Annotated in this window: 14 protein-coding genes and 1 pseudogene; 8 read left to right on the top strand and 7 right to left on the bottom strand. The window is 64.5% G+C overall.

Features of this window, described 5'->3' with window-relative positions:
* The coding region (locus DBR12_RS18210) for a LysR family transcriptional regulator (RefSeq protein ID WP_146185571.1) at nucleotides 1–549 on the bottom strand (549 nt) is incomplete at its 3' end.
* A gap of 110 nt (nucleotides 550–659) precedes the next feature.
* On the opposite strand from DBR12_RS18210, the gene xdhA reads away from it, so the two are divergent.
* Both xdhA and xdhB read left to right on the top strand, forming a co-directional pair.
* Nucleotides 660–2168 (top strand): xanthine dehydrogenase small subunit, encoded by a 1509-nt coding sequence (gene xdhA, locus DBR12_RS18205; RefSeq protein WP_108618553.1) that lies wholly within the window; start codon nucleotides 660–662, stop codon nucleotides 2166–2168.
* Entirely contained in the window at nucleotides 2165–4513 is a 2349-nt protein-coding gene (gene xdhB, locus DBR12_RS18200; RefSeq protein ID WP_233244810.1) for a xanthine dehydrogenase molybdopterin binding subunit, read from the top strand. The genes xdhA and xdhB overlap by 4 nt, the downstream gene beginning before the upstream one ends.
* 442 nt (nucleotides 4514–4955) lie before the next feature.
* Here the strand turns inward: xdhB and DBR12_RS18195 are convergent, their stop codons facing one another.
* Nucleotides 4956–7076 carry a diguanylate cyclase domain-containing protein gene (locus DBR12_RS18195; RefSeq protein WP_108618552.1) on the bottom strand — a complete coding sequence of 707 codons (2121 nt, stop codon included), beginning with the start codon at nucleotides 7074–7076 and terminating at the stop codon, nucleotides 4956–4958.
* A gap of 183 nt (nucleotides 7077–7259) precedes the next feature.
* The gene (locus DBR12_RS18190) at nucleotides 7260–7883 is read right to left on the bottom strand and encodes a Crp/Fnr family transcriptional regulator (protein WP_108618557.1); all 624 of its coding nucleotides are present in this window, start codon (nucleotides 7881–7883) and stop codon (nucleotides 7260–7262) included.
* Between the two features lie 302 nt (nucleotides 7884–8185).
* Between DBR12_RS18190 and DBR12_RS18185 the strand changes: the two genes are divergently transcribed.
* Together DBR12_RS18185 and DBR12_RS18180 are read left to right on the top strand one after the other, a co-directional pair.
* Nucleotides 8186–9235 carry a porin gene (locus tag DBR12_RS18185; RefSeq protein ID WP_108618551.1) on the top strand — a complete coding sequence of 350 codons (1050 nt, stop codon included), beginning with the start codon at nucleotides 8186–8188 and terminating at the stop codon, nucleotides 9233–9235.
* A 155-nt stretch (nucleotides 9236–9390) separates the two neighbouring features.
* Nucleotides 9391–11268: a phosphodiesterase gene (locus tag DBR12_RS18180; protein ID WP_233244807.1), complete on the top strand. Its 1878-nt coding sequence runs from the start codon at nucleotides 9391–9393 to the stop codon at nucleotides 11266–11268.
* Between the two features lie 362 nt (nucleotides 11269–11630).
* Here DBR12_RS18180 and DBR12_RS22065 read toward each other — a convergent pair whose 3' ends face one another.
* From DBR12_RS22065 to xdhC, 3 genes are all read right to left on the bottom strand, one after another.
* Nucleotides 11631–12347, bottom strand: a complete 717-nt coding sequence (locus DBR12_RS22065; protein WP_146185570.1) for a hypothetical protein — start codon at nucleotides 12345–12347, stop codon at nucleotides 11631–11633.
* 483 nt (nucleotides 12348–12830) lie between these two features.
* The gene (locus DBR12_RS18170; protein ID WP_108618549.1) at nucleotides 12831–14102 is read right to left on the bottom strand and encodes a urate hydroxylase PuuD; all 1272 of its coding nucleotides are present in this window, start codon (nucleotides 14100–14102) and stop codon (nucleotides 12831–12833) included.
* A gap of 254 nt (nucleotides 14103–14356) precedes the next feature.
* Entirely contained in the window at nucleotides 14357–15175 is an 819-nt protein-coding gene (gene xdhC / locus DBR12_RS18165) for a xanthine dehydrogenase accessory protein XdhC (protein WP_199226720.1), read from the bottom strand.
* 125 nt (nucleotides 15176–15300) lie between these two features.
* On the opposite strand from xdhC, the gene DBR12_RS18160 reads away from it, so the two are divergent.
* The gene (locus tag DBR12_RS18160; protein ID WP_369861666.1) at nucleotides 15301–15780 is read left to right on the top strand and encodes a hypothetical protein; all 480 of its coding nucleotides are present in this window, start codon (nucleotides 15301–15303) and stop codon (nucleotides 15778–15780) included.
* Between the two features lie 39 nt (nucleotides 15781–15819).
* Here DBR12_RS18160 and uraH read toward each other — a convergent pair whose 3' ends face one another.
* Complete coding sequence (uraH, locus tag DBR12_RS18155; RefSeq protein ID WP_108618548.1) at nucleotides 15820–16170, bottom strand: hydroxyisourate hydrolase; 351 nt, start codon at nucleotides 16168–16170, stop codon at nucleotides 15820–15822.
* Between the two features lie 109 nt (nucleotides 16171–16279).
* Between uraH and DBR12_RS18150 the strand changes: the two genes are divergently transcribed.
* The 3 genes and pseudogenes from DBR12_RS18150 to uraD form a co-directional block, all read left to right on the top strand.
* Nucleotides 16280–16948, top strand: coding sequence for a GntR family transcriptional regulator (locus tag DBR12_RS18150; RefSeq protein WP_063462488.1), 669 nt, complete (start codon nucleotides 16280–16282; stop codon nucleotides 16946–16948).
* A 21-nt stretch (nucleotides 16949–16969) separates the two neighbouring features.
* Nucleotides 16970–17929, top strand: coding sequence for an allantoinase PuuE (gene puuE, locus DBR12_RS18145; RefSeq protein WP_108618547.1), 960 nt, complete (start codon nucleotides 16970–16972; stop codon nucleotides 17927–17929).
* Between the two features lie 3 nt (nucleotides 17930–17932).
* Nucleotides 17933–18955: pseudogene (uraD, locus tag DBR12_RS23140) on the top strand (2-oxo-4-hydroxy-4-carboxy-5-ureidoimidazoline decarboxylase); the annotation flags it as partial.

Below are 18955 nucleotides of genomic sequence, written 5' to 3'. Positions count from 1 at the left end.
GTCCTTGCCGACCAGGCACACCACCTCATCACCAAACAGGCGGCCCATGTGCAGGTCATCGGGCGGCTGGGGCCAGTTGCCGATCACCACATCCACATCGCCCAGCGCCAGGTGCGCGTGGTAGTGCGCGTCGGCCGACAAGGGCAGGATCTCGATGGGGCACAAAGGCGCTTCGACCTTGATGCGGGCCACGAGCTGGGGCAGAAACAGCGGGTCCAGGTAGTCGCTGGCCGCCACGCGAAATGTTCGGGTGGCGGTGCGCGGGTCGAACCCGCGTGCATCCGAAAACAGCGCCTCGGCCGCTCGCAGGATGGCCCCGGCGGGCTCCACCATGCGCAGCGCGGCGTCGGTGGGCATCATGCTCGCGCCTGAACGCACCAGCAGCGGGTCGCCTGACAGGTCGCGCAGCCGCTTGAGCGCAGCCGACACCGCCGGCTGGTGCATGCCCAGGCGGACGGCGGCCCTCGATACGCTGCGTTCTGTGAGCACGGTGTGCAAGACCCTTATGAGATGGAGGTCTATCTTGTCGAAAAGGGCGTGGTCTCTCATAGCAGTGCGTGCATTGATGTCATAAGCTTGTACTTATGCTGAAGGCCTCGGGGCGCCCTACCCTCTGATGAGTTGAAGAATTGATAGCAATCGAAGAAGCGGCATCCGTCATGACCACCCAACCCTTGCAATTCCTGCGCCGAGGCCAGCCCGTGGCGCTGGGCAATGTACCACCCGACCGCACCCTGCTGGAGGTGCTGCGCGAAGACCTGGGCTGCACCGGCACCAAGGAGGGCTGCGGCGAAGGCGACTGCGGCGCCTGCACCGTGGTGCTGGGCGAAGAACGCGGCGGCCAGCTGCACTACAGCGCCGTGAACAGCTGCATCCGCCTGGCTCATTCGGTCAATGGCATGGCGCTGTGGACGGTGGAGGACCTGGCGGAAGACCCGCTGATCCAGCCGGTGGGCGATGCCGCCGCTGCCCGACAAACGATCACGCTCCATCCCGCACAGGAGGCCATGGTCCAGTGCCACGGCTCTCAATGCGGGTTCTGCACGCCCGGCTTCGTGATGAGCCTCTTCGGCATGTACCAGAACCATGTCTGCCACGGTGAAGCCATCACTCGCGAACTGGCCCAGGAAGAACTCTCGGGCAACCTGTGCCGCTGCACCGGCTATCGCCCCATCCTCGACGCCGCCCAGCAGATGGCATCGCTGCCCGGCATGGCGGTAAATGAAGCCGAAGTGCTACAAAAATTGAAGCAAATGGCGCACAACCAGAGCGCGCAGACAGCCGATTTTTCTTATATCGCCCCCACCAGCCAGGCCACCCTGCTGGCTGCACGTGCCGCCCACCCCGCTGCGCAGATCGTGGCCGGTTGTACCGACGTGGGGCTGTGGGTGACCAAGCAGCACAAGCAGTACAGCCAGGTGCTGGACGTGACCCGTGCGGTCGAGCTGCGGCAGGTGGCACAGCACCCCGACGCCATCCACATCGGCGCTGCCGTCACGCTGACCGACGCGTTTGCAGCCCTCACCGCACAGTGGCCGCAGCTGCACCGATTTGCCACGCGGTTTGCGGGGCTGCCCGTGCGCAATTCGGGCACGCTGGGCGGCAATGTGGCCAACGGCTCTCCGATTGGCGACTCCATGCCGCTCTTGATCGCCCTGCGCGCCCAGGTGGTGCTGGCCAGCCAGGCCCGGGGCGAGCGCCAGCTGCCGCTGGAAGACCTCTACACCGGCTACCGGCAGAACGTGATGGCGGCGGATGAGCTGCTGGTGCGCATCGTTGTGCCCCGCCCCTCGGCTCAAGAACAGCTGCGCGCGTACAAGATTTCGAAACGCTTTGACGACGATATTTCTGCCGTGTGCCTGGTAATCAACCTCGACATCGCTGACGGCACCGTGCAGCGCGCCAGCATAGGCGCGGGCGGCGTCGCCGCCACCCCGGCGCGTGCCCGGCAAACCGAAGCCGCGCTGGTGGGTCAGCCCTGGACCGAAGCCACCACGCAGCGCGCTGCGGCGGCACTGCAGGCCGAGTTCAGCCCCATCTCGGACATGCGCGCCAGCGGCGCCTACCGCCGCCAGGTGCTGGGCAACCTGCTGCAGCGCTACTGGCTCGAAAGCCAGGGCCAGCCCTCGGTCAGCCTGGACACTTTGACGCTGGAGGCCACGGTATGAACGCCCCCGAACACATCCCCACCCAGGCACTACCCTCGCCCACCCGGGCCGCGATGGGCCACTCGCACATCCACGAAAGCGCCCGCGCCCAGGTGGCCGGGGCTGCCCACTACATTGACGACCTGCCCGAGGTCAAGGGCACGCTGTACGCGGCGCCCATCCTCTCCACGGTGGCGCATGGCCGCCTGAACGGCGTGGATGCCACCGCCGCGCTGACCCTGCCCGGCGTGCGCGGTGTGGTGCTGGCGGGCGATGTACCCGGCGACAAGATCCTGGCCGCCTTCGCGCACGACGAACCGGTGTTTGCCGAGGGCAGCGTGCAGTTTGTGGGTCAGGTGATCGGCCTAGTGGTGGCCGACTCGGTGATGCAGGCGCGCCGCGCGGTGCGCGCCGTCAAGCTCGACATCACACCCCTGCCTGCCGTGCTGACGGTGCAGGACGCGCTCCAAGCCGAAAGTTACGTGCTGCCCCCCGTGTTTGTGCACCGGGGCGATGCAGCCACAGGTCTGGCCCAATCGGCCCACCGCCTGAGCGGTGCGTTTGAAGTGGGCGGGCAGGAGCATTTCTACCTGGAAGGCCAGATCGCCTACGCCATGCCCCTGGAGCAAAAGCAGTGGTGGGTCTACTCCAGCACCCAGCACCCGGGCGAGGTGCAGCACTGGGTCTCGCACGCCTTGGGCATCGACAACCACGCAGTGCGTGTGGAATGCCGCCGCATGGGTGGCGGCTTTGGCGGCAAGGAGACGCAGGCAGGCCATCTGGCCGTGTGGGCCGCCGTGGCCGCCCACAAGCTGGGTCGCCCCGTCAAGCTGCGGCTGGACCGCGACGAAGACTTCATGGTCACCGGCAAGCGCCACCCATTTGCGTACCAGTACGACGTGGGCTTTGACGACACGGGCCGCATCACGGGCCTGAAACTGCACATGGCCGCCAACTGCGGTTTCAGCGCCGACCTGTCAGGCCCCGTGGCCGACCGCGCGGTGTTCCACAGCGACAACGCGTACTACCTGAGTGATGTCGAGATCGCCTCCTACCGCTGCAAAACCAACACCCAGAGCCACACCGCGTTCCGCGGCTTCGGCGGTCCGCAGGGTGTGATCGTCATCGAAGCCATCCTGGGCGACATCGCCCGGGCACTGGGACGCGATGCGCAGGACGTTCGCCTGGTCAACCTCTATGGCAAGGACGCGAGCAGCGGCCGCAACGTCACCCACTACCAGATGACCGTGGAGGACAACATCCTGCACGCGCTGCTGCCCACGCTGGAGCAGACCTCGGGCTACCGCCAGCGCCAGGCTGAGATTGCGGCGTGGAACGCACACAACCCGGTCATCAAGCGCGGCATCGCCATCACGCCTGTCAAGTTCGGGATCAGCTTCACGGCAACGCTGTTCAACCAGGCCGGCGCCCTGGTGCATGTGTACACCGACGGCAGCGTGCAGGTGAACCACGGCGGCACCGAGATGGGCCAAGGCCTGCACACCAAGGTCGCGCAGATCGTGGCGGACGAACTGGGCGTGCCCCTCGCCCGCGTGCTGGTCACCGCCAGCGACACCAGCAAGGTGCCCAACGCCAGCGCCACCGCTGCCAGCAGTGGCACCGACCTGAACGGCCGCGCCGCCCAATATGCGGCGCGCAACGTGCGAGACAACCTGGCCTCGTTCGTGTGCGGCCTGGACGGCTGCGGCGCGGGCGCCATCCAGTTCGCGGGCGGCCAGGTGATCTCGCCCAAGGCTGTGCGCAGCTTCGACGCCGTGGTCAAAGAGGCATACGCCAACCGCATCCAGCTGTGGAGCGACGGCTTTTATCGCACGCCCAAGATCCACTACGACAAGGCCACGCTCACGGGTCGGCCGTTCTACTACTTCAGCTACGGCGCGGCCTGCACCGAGGTGGCCATCGACACCCTCACAGGCGAGAGCCGTGTGCTGAAGGTGGACATCCTGCACGACGTGGGCCACAGCATCAACCCGGCCATCGACATCGGCCAGATTGAGGGCGGGTTTGTGCAGGGCATGGGCTGGCTCACCACCGAGCAGCTGGTGTGGAACGACAAGGGCACCCTCGCCACCCACGCGCCCAGCACGTACAAGATCCCGGCGACGGGGGACATTCCGGCGCACTTCAAGGTGGACTTGTGGCCCGAGGCGAACCGCGAGGACAACGTGGGTGGCAGCAAGGCCGTGGGCGAGCCACCGTTCATGCTGGCGATCAGTGTGTATGAGGCGCTGCGCAATGCGGTGGCGGCGGGGCGTAGCGGTGTGGATGCTGCGGTGCCGGTGGTGTTGACGGCGCCGGCGACTGCGGAGAATGTGCTGCGGGCTTTGGGGCGGGTGGAGGATTGAGGATTTTTTGGCCTTTACCGCCTGCTGATCATGTCTTTTTAGCTAGTTTTTTTATAGCATTCTGCTTCCTGCCCGGCATTCGGGTTGAGTGGGTCGAGACCTGCTCAACACCTTCCATCCGTGCGGGCTGAGCTTCTGTCGAAGCCTGGGCGCGACCCAGGAGCCGTTCGCGGGCCACATGAACTTCGACAGACTCACCCCACACGGCCAGAAAGCAATCACTACAAAAACAATAGCTATCAAAAAAATCAGCAGGCGCTAGGGATGTCCTGCATAACCCTCGCGAGTCGGTGGTAGTGCGGATCGGGACAGGCCGCAAGGCGTCTTTTGGCAGCCAATAGCCCGGCTATTGGCAAGAAAAGCAACGCAGCGGACTGCCCGAGGCCGCGCTATCACAGACCGCAGGGAGTTATGCAGGACATCCCTAGCACCCCAGAAAGGCTCAAACCGGCCCCAACGCCATCCGCCCCGATGCCGACACAGTCGCTTGGCGCGCATGCCGCGTCTCCACCCGGTTGCGCCCCGACCGCTTGGCGTCATAACAAGCCATGTCCGCCGCGTACAACACCGACGGCACGTCCTGCAAGCTTGCATCCAGCACCACCAGCCCGATGCTTACCCCCAGCGTAAAACTGCGCCCCTGGTACGACGGCTCCCAGGCATGCACCGCCAAACGCAGCTGCTCGGCCACCGCCTGGCCGCGTGCCAGGGCACAGCCGGGCAACACCACGGCAAACTCGTCCCCCCCCAGGCGCGCCGCCCAGCCGATCTGGCGCACCTGCGACGCCAGCAGCCGGGCCACATGGCGTAGCACATCGTCGCCCGCGTCATGGCCCGCAATGTCGTTGACCACGGTGAAATGATCCAGGTCGAGGAACATCACCACCCCATCGCCCTGCGGCTCCTTGCCGTCCAAATCCTCTGCGGCGCCGCGTTGGCGCGTCGAGCGCTCGGCCATCAGCAGGCCCAGGCGCTCGTCAAAAGCAGCGCGGTTGTAGAGCTGGGTCAACGCATCGTGCGTGCGCTCCCAAGCATGCTGAACCTGGGCCTCGCGGGCGGCGGTGATGTCTTCCAAAATCCACACGGTGCCACCATGGATCTCGTCGGGCCGCACGCCGCGACCCTGCACGCGGGCCCATACGGGCGTGCCGTCCTTGCGCATGAAGCAGATGTCGCCGTCAAATGCACCGTGCGCAGCCATCTCGGAGCGCACGCGCGCGCCCACCTGGGCATAGTCCGCGTCACTGGCGTACACGGTGCGCGCGGGGCGGCCCTGCAACTCTTGCACGGTATAGCCCAGCATCACGCAGGCCTGGCGCCCCACCACGTCCAGCATGCCGTGGCGCGAGATGATGATGCCCACCGAGGCGTTGTCCAGCACGGCCTGGAGCTGGCCGTCCAGCGTGTCCTTGCGCTGCTCTTGCTGCCGGCCCTGCTGCACCAGCCCCTGGAATACGCGCACCAGTTCGCCCACCTCACCGCCTGCGCGGGGCCAATCCTGGTCTGCAGGGGGCTGCTGGTGGCGGGTGCTGGTCTTGAGCAGCTGGCGCGCCTTGTAGGTGAGCTGCGCCAGGGGTTGGGCCATCCAGCCCATCAAGGCCACCGCCAGCAGCATGCACAGCAGCATGCTGGCCGCGGCCAGCCACCAGGCTTCGCGCTGGGCGCCGCGCAGGGGCGCGAGCAGCGCCTGCGATGTGCTGACCCGCGCCACGATCCACTGCGGCAGCGGCATGCCCGCCATGCTCACGATGTGGTCGGACTGCACATGGCTCATGCCGCGCCCCACTACGGGCTGGGCTTGGGTCAGCCAGCGGGCATACATCGGCGCCAGCCCGGCCTCGTCGCGCACCTGGCCCAGGATGCGGGAAGAATCCGGGTGCGACAGGATAGTGCCGTCGCGCGTAAAGACAATCAGCTGAGAATCCTCCCGTGCGGGCAGCGTCATCGACGGGGGCAGCAGGCTTTGCGACTGCAAACGCAGCGCCCCAGCCACCACGCCCAGCACGGTGCCGTCTTCGCGGTGCAGCGGCATGGTGAACATCACGCGCGGCTCGCCACCGCGCCCGGCGATCAGCTCGGACACCAGGGGCTTGCCATCCACCAAGGTGCGGCGCAGAGCGTCACGCTCGGCCGGGTCCAGGTCGGCGGCCTTTTGCTGCTGCCCGGCGCGCAGATTCAGGCGCAGCTCGCCGTTGTCGCGGGCCACTTGCATGGTGTCGAAGAACTGCACGGCGGGCAGGCCCTGCTGCAGCAGCCATTCGAGCGAGGAAGGGGATTCGAGCATGCCGGGCGTGATGCCCGCAGCGACAGTGCGCAACACCTTCTGGCTCTGTTCGATCTTGCTTGCCAGCAGGCGGGCCAACACTTCAACTTCATCGGTCTGCTGGTTGACCACCCGGCGCACGGCCTCTTGCCCGGATGCACGGGTGACCAGCCAGGCCGCCACGGCCCCCGACAAAGCCACGGCCAGCGCCGCCACCAGCATGAGCCGCAGCACCAATGTCCCCGGCACCAGCCAGCCGGGTGCATCATCGGGCTCAGCCGAAGGTGCGGGGGCCGTCATGGACACCCCGGCACGGGAGCGTCGCAGGCACGCATGAAGTTAGGCATGGGGACGGGTCACAACAGACATGTCCCAACAAATATACGCAGCCCCCGGGGCCGGGGGCTTGGGTGGAACCCTTGGAAAACCGCAAGGAAAAACCCTGAGTGCGGCGCCGCCCCGCTGCGCGGGGACGGCGGGCCTTCAGCACCCCGCCATGGACTGCAACGCCCGGGGTTGGGGCAGGTTCAGCACGTTGCCAGTGCCATGGATGAGGCCCAGCTCCCGCAAATGGCGCAGCACGCGCGAAAAGGTCTCGGGGGCAATGCCCAGTTGCGCCGCAATCAGGCGCTTGCGCTGGTGCAGCGTGACCTGCATGGCGCCCGTCGGGTCTGATTCGGCGTGCTTGAGCAACCATTGGGCACAGCGCGATTCCGCGTCCTGCGCAAGGCGGCTCACCGCCAGTTCAGACTGTTGCCGGTAACCCTGCGCCATGTCCAGCAGCAGGGCGCGAGCACCCGCTGGCATGGCGGCCAGGCTGCGGCGAAATTCTGCAATCGGCAGGCGCCGCACCTGCAGGCGCGTGTCGGCCACCATGTCCACCGGGAAGGGCATGCCCAACAAGGCCGATGCGGCATCGAGCCAGAACGGCCCCTCCACCGCGCCCAGTTGGTGGCGCAGGAAGCCGTCGTCCAGCACGCCGCGCAACACGCGGCCGCTTTCCAGGTGCAGTACGGAGGTGAGGACCTCGTTGCGCCTGCGCAGCACTTCGCCGGGGGCGATCACCTCGGTTTCGGCGGGCAGGGAGAAAAGGGTAGAGGGCAGCATGGAAGCCACTTTGCCGCGTCGCCCCGCCCAGGGCATTGAGCAAGATCAAAGCCAAACCACGTCGCAAACCCCGTCCTGCAAGGGTTTTGCGAAAGAACACAAAAAAGCTGCGTGAAGAACTGCTACCGCCCGCGTGCCCGCGCCCTGCCCTTTGGCATGCAGTTGTAAGAACCTGTTTCAGCAAGGGCACGGAAATTGCGAACTCCTCGCGCGCGGGCCCGCCCCTGCACCAACGTGCAACCTGGGTCGCACGCAACCCTTCCCAACGCCGGGCGTCCGGCATTTCACCACCAGGAAAATTCATGAAAAAAAACCTGACCACACTGTCACTATCTCTCGCGCTGGGCAGCCCACTGCTGTTGTGCGCCACCGGGGCCCAGGCCCAAAGCTCGGTCCAGCTGATGGGGCTGACCGACGTGTATGTCGGCTCCATGAGAAACGCCGGTGACGCAGGCCGCAGCGCGGTGGTGGGCAGTGGCGGCATGACCACATCGTGGTTCGGCGTGAAGGGCACGGAGGACCTCGGCGGCGGGCTCAAGGCCAACTTCGCGCTTACTTCTTTCATCAAGGTGGACAGCGGCGTGCAGGGCCGCTTCGCCAACGACACCTTCTTTTCGCGCGATGCCAACGTGGGCCTGTCGGGCAACTTCGGCACCCTCACCGTGGGCCGGGGCCTGGCGCCCAACTTTCTGCCTTCCATCCTGTCGAACCCGCTGGGCGATTCGTTCACCTTCGCGCCCGTTATCCTGCACATGAACGTGCCGCTGTTCAACGGCACCGGCTGGGGTTCCACCACGCCGTCGGACACGGGCTGGGCCAACGAGATCATCTACAGCACGCCGAGTTTCGGCGGGCTCTCGGCCAACCTGCACTACCAGTTTGGCGAGATCGCGGGCAGCAGCGGCAAGAAGAACGTGGGCATCAACGCGCTGTACTTCAACGGTCCCGTCACCCTCACCGGCTTTTATGAGCGCGACCAGATAAGCAACCCCGCCGTGCCCAGCACCTACCTGGGCACCACCAAGACCGACTGGATGCTGGGTGGCGCCTATGACTTCACGGTAGTCAAGGCCTTTGCCAGCTACGGCCAGGCCAAGGCCGACAACACCACCAACAAGGCAAAGACCACGCAGCTTGGCGTGTCGGTGCCCGTGGGGGCCACCGGCAAGGTACTGGCATCGTGGGCGCAAACCACACTGAGCGCCACCGACATCTCGCGCAAGACCTTCACCGTGGGCTACGACCATTTCCTGTCCAAGCGCACCGACCTGTACGTGATGGCCATGGCCGACCGCATTACCAACCAGGCCCAGGGCAGCAGCGTGGGCGTGGGCGTTCGCCACCGCTTCTGATACGTTTTAGTGGGGCATTTTTTGAAGAAAAAAGGCCTTTTCCGCGCTACAGTCATACCTTGAAAGCTATCAAAACAGTAGCGTTCATCGTTTTGTAACCAAAATGTCACAGCGACTGGGTATCTTTGCGTCCTTGCTCAGGGACCCACAACGCGATGCAGAACACCCAATGGAGCCGGCTGGAGGCGATGATGGCGCTGCTGTCGCCCGCTGCACGCCATGGCACCGGCCCGCTGGCACGGCTCATGCAGGGTGGTGGGCTGCACTGCGTCTTCCAGCCCCTGGCCGATCTGCGCGAGGGCAACATCCATGCCCATGAGGCCCTGATCAGGGGCCCCGAGGGCAGCCCCCTTCACACCCCCGATGTGTTGCTCAACCTGGCGCGGCAGGAAGGCATCCTGCTGGACTTCGAGCTGCTGTGCGTCTTCACCGCGCTTGCCCAATGGGGCCAGCAGGAGGCGCCGGGCCGCCTCTTTGTGAACATCAGCGCCGACGCGCTCGTGCACGGCGTGGCGTTGGTGGGCTCCGAGATGCTGGGAGATACGGTGCGCAGCTTTGGCCTGAGCGCCCGCATGCTGGTGCTGGAGATCACCGAACACGAGCGCGTGAGCGACATGCCCGTATTGCGCCAGGCGATCAAGGCCGTGCACGCCTGCGGCGCGCGTGTGGCGCTGGACGATTTTGGCGACGGTCGCTCCAGCCTGCGGCTGTGGTCCGAGGTCAAGCCCGACTTCGTGAAGATCGACAAATACTTCATCCACGACATCAGCGACCACCCCGAGAACCTGCAGATGCTGCAGGCCATCAAGGGCATTGCCGACGTGTTTGGCACCAAGCTGATTGCCGAAGGCATCGAAACCCGCGACGACCTGCGCGCGCTGCGCGACCTGGACATCCCCTACGGCCAGGGCTGGCTGCTGGGCCGCCCGGCGCGCGAGCCACGCCACACGGTGGACGGCCCCGCGCTGGAGGTGATGCAGGACCGCCGGGTGGCCGTGCTGCCACACCTGGGCCAGACCGCGCGCCCCGGCATCCTGCGCAGCCTGCTGGTGGTGCAGGCGCCCACCGCATCGCCCGCCACCAGCAACGATGCGGTGGCCGTGATCTTTCACCAGCACACCGACCTGCACGCGCTGGCCGTGGTGGATGGCACGCGCCCCGTGGCGCTCATCAACCGCCAGCAGTTTATGAACCACTACGCCACCCTGTACTTCCGCGAGGTGCATGGCCGCAAATCGTGCCTGGCCTTCGCAAACCAGGCGCCACGCGTGGTGGAGCTGGACTGCGACGTGGACCAGCTGGTGGGCATCCTCACCTCGCAGGACCAGCGCTACCTGAGCGACGGCTACATCGTGACTGACAACGGCCGCTACCTCGGCCTGGGCACGGGCGACCAGCTGGTGCGCGCCGTGACCGAAACCCGCATCGAGGCCGCGCGCCACGCCAACCCGCTGACCTTTCTGCCCGGCAACATCCCCATCAGCCTGCACATGCAGCGCCTGCTGGAGAGCGGCACCGAGTTTGTGGCCTGCTATGCCGACCTGAACAACTTCAAGCCCTTCAACGACCACTACGGCTACTGGCGCGGCGACCAGATGATCCGCCTGGTGGCGCGCCTGGCCACGGCCCACTGCGACGCGCGCCGCGACTTTGTGGGCCATGTGGGTGGAGATGATTTCATGCTGATCTTCCAGAGTAGCAACTGGCTGCAGCGCTGCAAGAACATCGTGGACGAGTTTGCGCGCGAGGCGCACACGCTGTTTGACGATGGCGCCCGGCTGGCGGGCGGCATCCACGCAGAAGACCGGCATGGCGTGCGGCGGTTCTTCCCGTGCACCACGCTCGCCATCGGTGCGGTGCGCATCACCCCCGGGCGCTTTCGGCACGCCGAAGAGGTGGCCAACCTGGCCGCCGTGGCCAAACACGAGGCCAAGCTGGCCGCCACCGGTGTGGTGCTGCACGGCGGCTTCACCGAATCCAGCCTGGGCGCGCTGGCCGCCACGCGGGCACTGCAGGATGTGCTGGCGGCGTAGGGAAAAGGGGGCAGCGCTGGTTGTTAGGTTTGTTGCGCGACTACACCGCGATGCGCGTGCGAGGAGCGAACTCCACGAGAGCTACACCATGCTCACCATTAACGCCGAATGAACATCCGCTCTTGAGTCGAATGCACAAGCTAGACCCCCAAGCTGGCAGCAGATGCGCAGGACAAGCGCAGCGTCACTTCTCTTGAGCCAGATTTCTAAAAGAAAACCGCCTTGGTGGGCGGCTTCTGTTGGCGAAAAAACGAACGGTGACGGACACTCAGCGAGATCGCAGAGAAGAGCGCTTAGCATCGCCGTTCTTTCTTGCTAGTCAGCGATTACGCTGACCAGACATGCAGTTATTTTTGAATACCTCACAACGCCTTGTTCTTTTCTTTGCTATTCGCCTCAAAGCACTCATCCAAATTGGAAAACTCATAACGCACACTTATGTAGCCCGTGTCAGTCTGAGTTGCCTCACTCTCGATAAGGATGGTCTTAATGTTGTTTGGAAGCTCTACTCCTTTGGGGTTTTTGGGAGTCTTTTGCTGCCAAGCCGTCATCAATGTGCGATCCTTCTTCAACATCCCCATGGTCCAATACTTGCGTTCGGTCCAAATGCTTCCGTTTTTCAAAAAATCGAAGTGTTCAGTCGGTTTACCGTATTTTTCCGTGAGAGCGTCCTTCATCGCCATGTGCGCACTCTTGAGTTCATCGCCAAAACTACTTGTCGAAATGTCTTTTCCAATGGCAGCAATCTTGCATAGCCCAGTAGGCACAGAAGCAATCAGCGAATAACTTTCGAACGCATCATGCGCCTTCGGTGGGGTTGACGCACTAAAAAAGTTGGGTTTAATGGTCTTTATATCGGGAATTGCTGCCGCAAGCTCTGCTTCGCTCAGACCCATTTTTAGGCCAAACGGCCCTTCCCATGGGCCTTTATCAACTTTTGGTTCGGGGCTCTTAGGCGCTGCAATTTGTGCCACCGCTGGTTTTGGAGATTCAGGTTCAGATTTTTTCTCAGCCTGATCCTGTTTATCGCACCCCGAAAATGCAATCATCGCAATTATTGCCAGTGAAAATTTTCTCATCCTTCGCTCCTTTAATTTTCAATTATTGAAAGCGCTCCCCAAAAGAAGGCCGATGCTCCAACAGACTCGCCTAATTTATTCCATTTTCCGTCGGCCCGTTGAGATACGTCGTGCTCCCGTAGGTCGAGCTTTCTTGGCTCCAGTTAATCCCCGGTTCCCGCGTTGTAGTCCTGTGTGTTGGTAGTTCTTCAATACCGCTTGACGTAGTGGAATTAACAGAGTTGTCGATGCAGGTCTGGCCTCTCCCACTAGCAAAACATGAGGTACTCCCGATTAATAGCAGTGCCAGAACCACGCCGAAAAAATAGATACATCTGCGACTCTTAGGTTTTGACGAGAAAGCGCCCAAACATGCTTCAACATGTTACACAACAAGTAGCGTTGAAGGCACCAATTTGCGAACCCTGGGCAACGGCAGCCAACTTGCGGTGCTTCCACAGCGCCATAGCCCATGCTGAGTGTTCGACAGCGACTCTGCAACCCTCAAGGCCCCGCAGGCGCCCCTGCCTCGAACCAGCGCTTGACCAGCGCACGCTCCGCATCCGTCATGCCCGTGGCGTTGTTCATGGGCATGAGCTTTTGCACCACCACCTGCTGGTAAACGGCCTGGGCATGCTGCTGGGCCAGCGCGGGCGAATCGAGCCGCAGGTTTTTCATCTGCACTTGCTCGCCGTGGCACATGTAGCAGCGCTGCTCCAGCACGGCCTGCACCGACTTGAAGTCAATTTGGCCACCTGCGCCCGCTGTGCCCGCCCCATCAGCTCCTGAAACAGGAGCAACACCGGCAGCAGGTGCGGGGGTGGCCACGGCTGCAACAGCGGCAACGGGTGCCGGGCGCATCCAGGCGATGGCGCCCACAATCACCGCCACCCCCACCAGCGCATAGGGCAGCGGGTTGCCATTGCGGCCGAGCTTGTAGCCATGGCGCATGACGAAGAACTGGCGGATGGCCGCGCCCGCAAACATCATCAGGATGAGCACCAGCCAGTTTTGCGGGTGGCTCCAGGTGAAGCTGTAGTGGTTGCTGAGCATCGCAAACAGTACGGGCAGCGTGAAGTAGGTGTTGTGCACGCTGCGCTGCTTGCCACGCTTGCCGTGGATCGGGTCCACGGGCTCGCCGGCCTTGATTTGGCGGATCACGGTGCGCTGGCCGGGGATGATCCAGAAGAACACGTTGGCGCTCATGGCCGTGGCGATCATCGCGCCCACCAGCAAGAAGGCCGCGCGGCCCGCAAACCAGTGGCAGGCCAGCCACGAGGCTACGCACACCAGCACAAACACCAGCGCACCCACGATGGCGTCGCCGTTCTTGCGCTGGCCAAAGATGCGGCAGATCGCGTCATACAGCAGCCAGAACACCACAAAGAACGCCAGCGCCACCACGATGGCCGTGGCAGGCGCCCAGTCCATCTTCGACTTGTCGATGAGGTAGGTGCTGGCGCTGTAGAGGTAGGACACCGTGAACAGCGCAAACCCGCTGATCCAGGTGCTGTAGCTTTCCCAGAAGAACCAGTGCAGGTGCCCCGGTAGCTTGGGCGGCGAGACGGCGAACTTGACGGGGTGGTAGAAGCCGCCGCCGTGCACGGCCCAGAGTTCGCCGGAGACGCCCTGTTTCTTGAGGTCGTCGTCCTCGGGCGGCGTAAGGCTGCTGTCGAGGAAGACGAAGTAGAACGACGAGCCAATCCAGGCGATGGCGGTGATGACGTGGACCCAGCGCAGCAGCAGGTTGGCCCAGTCGAGAAGGTAGCTTTCCATGGTTCTCGGCCTTGGCGGCGTGGGAAACACGCCGCTTGTACAACCTGCTCACCACTGCGGGCGCTCTGAGCAGAAGAAGGGGGTCGCGCACCTGGGCAGAAAAGCATCTGCTGGGCACCGCTGCGACCGGTGAATCAAAGTGTATGCAGAAATTGTTCCCGCTTCCAGCCCCAGTCTGGTGCCTGCGGGGCGGGAATTACCCGCATTCAAGCTGTTGTGACGGCAGGTGCATGAATCGTTCCAGCCACCTTCGCTCAGGCTGACTTCAGGCTGAGCAACAGCTGCGCCGCCACGGCCACGGCGATCACCTCGGGCTCCTTGCCTTCGATGCCGGGGATGCCGATGGGGCAGGTCACCTGCGCCAGCTCCTCCTGGCTGAAGCCCCGGCTGCGCAGGCGGCTTCCGAAGGTGGCCCACTTGGTCTGGCTGCCAATCAGGCCGATGAAGGGCAGGTCCCGCTGCTGCCGCTGGCGCTGCAGGCAGGCGGCCACCACGTCCAGGTCTTCGGCATGGCTGAAACTCATGATCAGCACGCGGCTGCCCGGTGCCAGGCCCGGCACGGCCCCCTGCACGGGGTCGGAATGCTCGCAGACTGCGCCGTCGGGCGGTGGCTCTGGGAAGATGCCGTCGCGGCTGTCGATCCAGGTCAGCGCGAAGGGCAGCGGCGCCAGCACACGGGCCAGCGCATAGCCCACATGGCCACCGCCAAACAGCGCCACGGGGTGCTGGTGCGGTGCCAGGCGGGCGGCCAGCCCCGGGGCGTCAGCCGCCGTGAGCAGCGCAAAGCCCAGGTGCACCACGCCACCGCAGCATTGGCCCAGCGCTGGGCCCAGCGCATACCGCACGGGTGCTGGGTTGCTGACGGCAGTGCCTGACAGGCGCAAGCGCGCTTCGGTAATCGCCTGGAGCTCAAGATGGCCCCCGCCGATGGTGCCCACCAGGCGGTCGGCAAAAACGGCCATCCAGGCCCCGGCCTCGCGGGGCACCGACCCTTGGGTAGACTCTACGGTTACCAGGCATGCTGGACCGGTTTTCAAACCGTCCAACAGCAAACGCAAATTTGTCACCGCCATTCCTTTGTCGTTAACGCCCCTGGCCGCTGGCACTGCTGGTGGCCACTGCCTCACACCAACCCATGCCCGACACGCCACCCACCCGCTCCCCCGGTCCGCGCAGCCACTGGCTGCTGGCAGGCATCATGGCCCTTGGCGCCGCACTGGTATCTGCCTGCAAATCCCCACCTGAACCCGCCCCGGCGCCTGACAGCGTGCCATCCACCAGCGCAGAGCCTGGTGCTGTCAAGGGCCCGGTGCCCGCCGCAGCCGGGTCGGCACGCCCTTCGGCCGCAGCCACACCCCTGGCCTACCGGCAGGATGCGGCCACCCACCTCTATGGGCTGAACCGCGAGCGCATCTTCAAGGGCAAGCTGCCCGCCCAGTTGTATGCCATTGGCGTGCTGCAGGTGGACATTGACCGCAGCGGCAAGGTCACCCGCCTGCACTGGATGCGCGCCCCGCGCCACGCCCCTGAGGTGGTGGCCGAGATCGAGCGCACCGTGCGCGCTGCGGCGCCCTTCCCTGTGCCAACGCGCATGGGCAAGGTCACCTACACCGACACCTGGTTGTGGGACAAGGGGGGGCACTTCCAGCTGGACACCCTCACAGAAGGTCAGCTTTAAGGGCATCCCCTGCGCGGCCTCCAGAGGTGGCCGCGATGCCTAAGAGCCTCGGTATGTTGAGTAACTCCAGGGGCTGACCAGCAGCGGCACATGGTAGTGCTGGTCGGCATGCGCAATGCCGAAGTCCAGACTCACCTGGTTCAAGAAGTTGGGTTCGGGCAACTGCACGCCCCGGGCCTTGAAGTAGCCCGCCACATCAAAACGCAAACGGTAGGTGCCGGTGCGCAAGCTGGCGTTGTCGAACAAGGGCGCATCGGTGCGGCCATCATGGTTCAACAGCAGGCGCTTGATGAGGGTGGCGTTGTCACCATCGGTGGCATACAGGGCGACCTCCATGCCGGCGGCAGGGCAGCCGTTCATGGTGTCGAGAACGTGGGTGCTCAGTCCCATAGGGAATCTCCTGAAGTGGGGACCACGGCCAATCGGCGAGGATTGCCAGATCGCTGTGTGTAGACCAAAAGTGTATACACTTTTCGCCATTCCAACGTATCATGCCACCATGGAATCTTCATCCACCAGTGCGATTGTCGAGGCGCTGACCCGCGCCATCGTGGAGCACCGCCTGCAACCCGGCACCAAACTGGCCGAGCAAAAACTGGCCGACCACTTCGGCGTGTCGCGCACGCTGGTGCGCCAGGCGCTGTTCCAGCTGGCGCAGAACCGCCTGGTCACGCTGGAGCCCGCACGCGGCGCGTTTGTCTCCACGCCCTCCGTCGAAGAAGCCCGCCAGGTGTTCGCCGTGCGCCGCATGCTCGAAACCGAAATGACGCGCGCCTTTGTGCAAACCGTGACCCCCGCCAAGATCAAGGCCCTGCGCGCGCATGTGGCCAGCGAGAAGGCCGCCATGGGAACGGCCGACGCGAGCAGCCGCACCGAACTGCTGGGCGACTTTCATGTGCGCATGGCAGAGCTCATGGGCAACGAAGTGCTGGCGCAGATGCTGGGCGACCTGATTTCGCGCTGCGCCCTGATCACGTTGATGTACCAGTCCGCCAGCGCCGCCGAGCACTCGCATGAAGAGCACGGCGACATCGTGGCAGCACTGGCCGCGCGCGACGAGGCGCTGGCCGTCTCGCTCATGCAGTCGCACCTCGAACATGTGGAAGCCAGCCTGACGTTTGACCGCAAACGCCCGGCCAGCGACCTGGCCGCAGCGCTCATGCCGTGACCCTTTGAATCACTGACACCCATGATCTACGACTCCACCCAGCCCTACCCCCGCGACCTCATTGGCTACGGCAAGACCCCGCCCCACGCGCAGTGGCCGGGCGGCGCGCGCGTTGCCGTGCAGTTTGTGCTGAACTATGAAGAAGGCGGCGAGAACGCCGTGCTGCACGGCGACGCGGGCAGCGAGCAGTTTCTGTCGGAAATGTTCAACCCCGCAAGCTACCCCGAGCGGCACATGAGCATGGAAGGCATCTACGAATATGGCTCGCGCGCTGGCGTGTGGCGCATCCTGCGCGAGTTTGAAAAACGCAAGCTGCCGCTCACCGTGTTTGGCGTTTCGAGCGCACTGCAGCGCCACCCCGAACTGACAAACGCCTTTGTGGAGCTGGGCCACGAGATCGCCTGCCACGGCCTCAAGTGGATCCACTACCAGCACATCCCCGAAGAAATTGAGCGCGCGCACATGGCAGAGGCCATGGAGATCATTGAGCGCATGACCGGTCACAGGGCCCTGGGCTGGTACACCGGCCGCGACAGCCCCAACACGCGGCGCCTGGTGGCCGACTTCGGCGGTTTCGAATACGACAGCGACTACTACGGCGATGATCTGCCCTTCTGGATGAAGGTCAAGAGAACCGATGGCAGCGCGGTGCCCCAGCTCATCGTGCCCTACACACTGGACTGCAACGACATGCGCTTTGCCCTGCCACAGGGCTACTCGCACGCCGACCCGTTCTTTCAGTACATGAAGGACACGTTCGACGCGCTGTACGCCGAGGGCGACCCCGCTGGCGACAACGCGCCCAAAATGATGAGCATCGGCATGCATTGCCGCCTGCTGGGCCGCCCTGGCCGCATCACGGCGCTGCAGCGTTTTCTGGACCACATCCAGCAACACAGCAACGTCTGGGTGTGCCGCCGCATCGACATCGCGCGCCACTGGAAACAGGTGCACCCCTACCCTTCTCAGAAAGCAGGCTGATACATGGCCCTGACCCTGGAACAACTCAACGCCGCCAGCCCTGCCGAGGCCCTGCAGCTGCTGGACGGCCTGTACGAACACTCGCCCTGGATCGCCGAGCAGGCGCTGGCGCAGCGCCCCTTTCGTTCGCAGGCCCACCTGCAGCATGCGCTGGCCCAGGTCGTGCGCACGGCGGGCCAGGATGCGCAGCTGGCGCTGATCCGCGCCCACCCCGAACTGGCGGGCAAGGCCATGGTGGCGAAGAATCTCACCGCCGAATCCACCAACGAGCAGAGCAAGGCGGGCCTCACGCAGTGCACGCCCGAGGAGTTCGCACGCATCCAGGCGCTCAACGCCGCGTACAACGAGCGCTTCGGCTTCCCGTTCATCCTGGCGGTGCGCGGGCCGCGTGGCACGGGCCTGCCCAAGCAGGAGATCATCGAGACCTTTGCGCGCCGCCTGGACAACCACCCCGAGTTCGAGCTGGCCGAGGCCCTGCGCAACATCCACCGCATCGCAGAGATTCGCCTGAACGACAAGTTCGCCGCCGAGCCGGTGCTGGGCAACGAAGTGTGGGACTGGCAGGAAAAACTTGCAGAACACTCCGACCCGGGCTTTGCCGAAAAAGACCAGCTCACCGTCACCTACCTCACCGACGCGCACCGCGCGTGCGCCCAGCGCATCAGCCACTGGATGCGCGACTGCGGCTTTGACGATGTAGAGATGGATGCCGTGGGCAACGTGGTGGGCCGCTACCACCCGGCCACGGAAGGCGCGCGTTACCTCATGACTGGCAGCCACTACGACACCGTGCGCAACGGCGGCAAATACGATGGGCGCCTGGGCATCTTTGTGCCCATGGCCTGTGTGCGTGCGCTGCACCAAGCAAAGCAACGCCTGCCCTTTGGCATCGAAGTCGTTGCGTTTGCCGAAGAAGAAGGCCAGCGCTACAAGGCCACCTTCCTCGGCTCGGGCGCGCTCATCGGCGACTTCAACCCCGCCTGGCTCGACCAGAAGGATGCCGACGGCGTGACCATGCGCGCGGCC

Source organism: Acidovorax sp. HMWF029 (genome assembly GCF_003060895.1).
Classification (GTDB): Bacteria; Pseudomonadota; Gammaproteobacteria; order Burkholderiales; family Burkholderiaceae_C; genus Acidovorax.
Note: the sequence above shows the minus strand (reverse complement) of the source record. Positions and strands in the feature narration are given on the sequence as shown.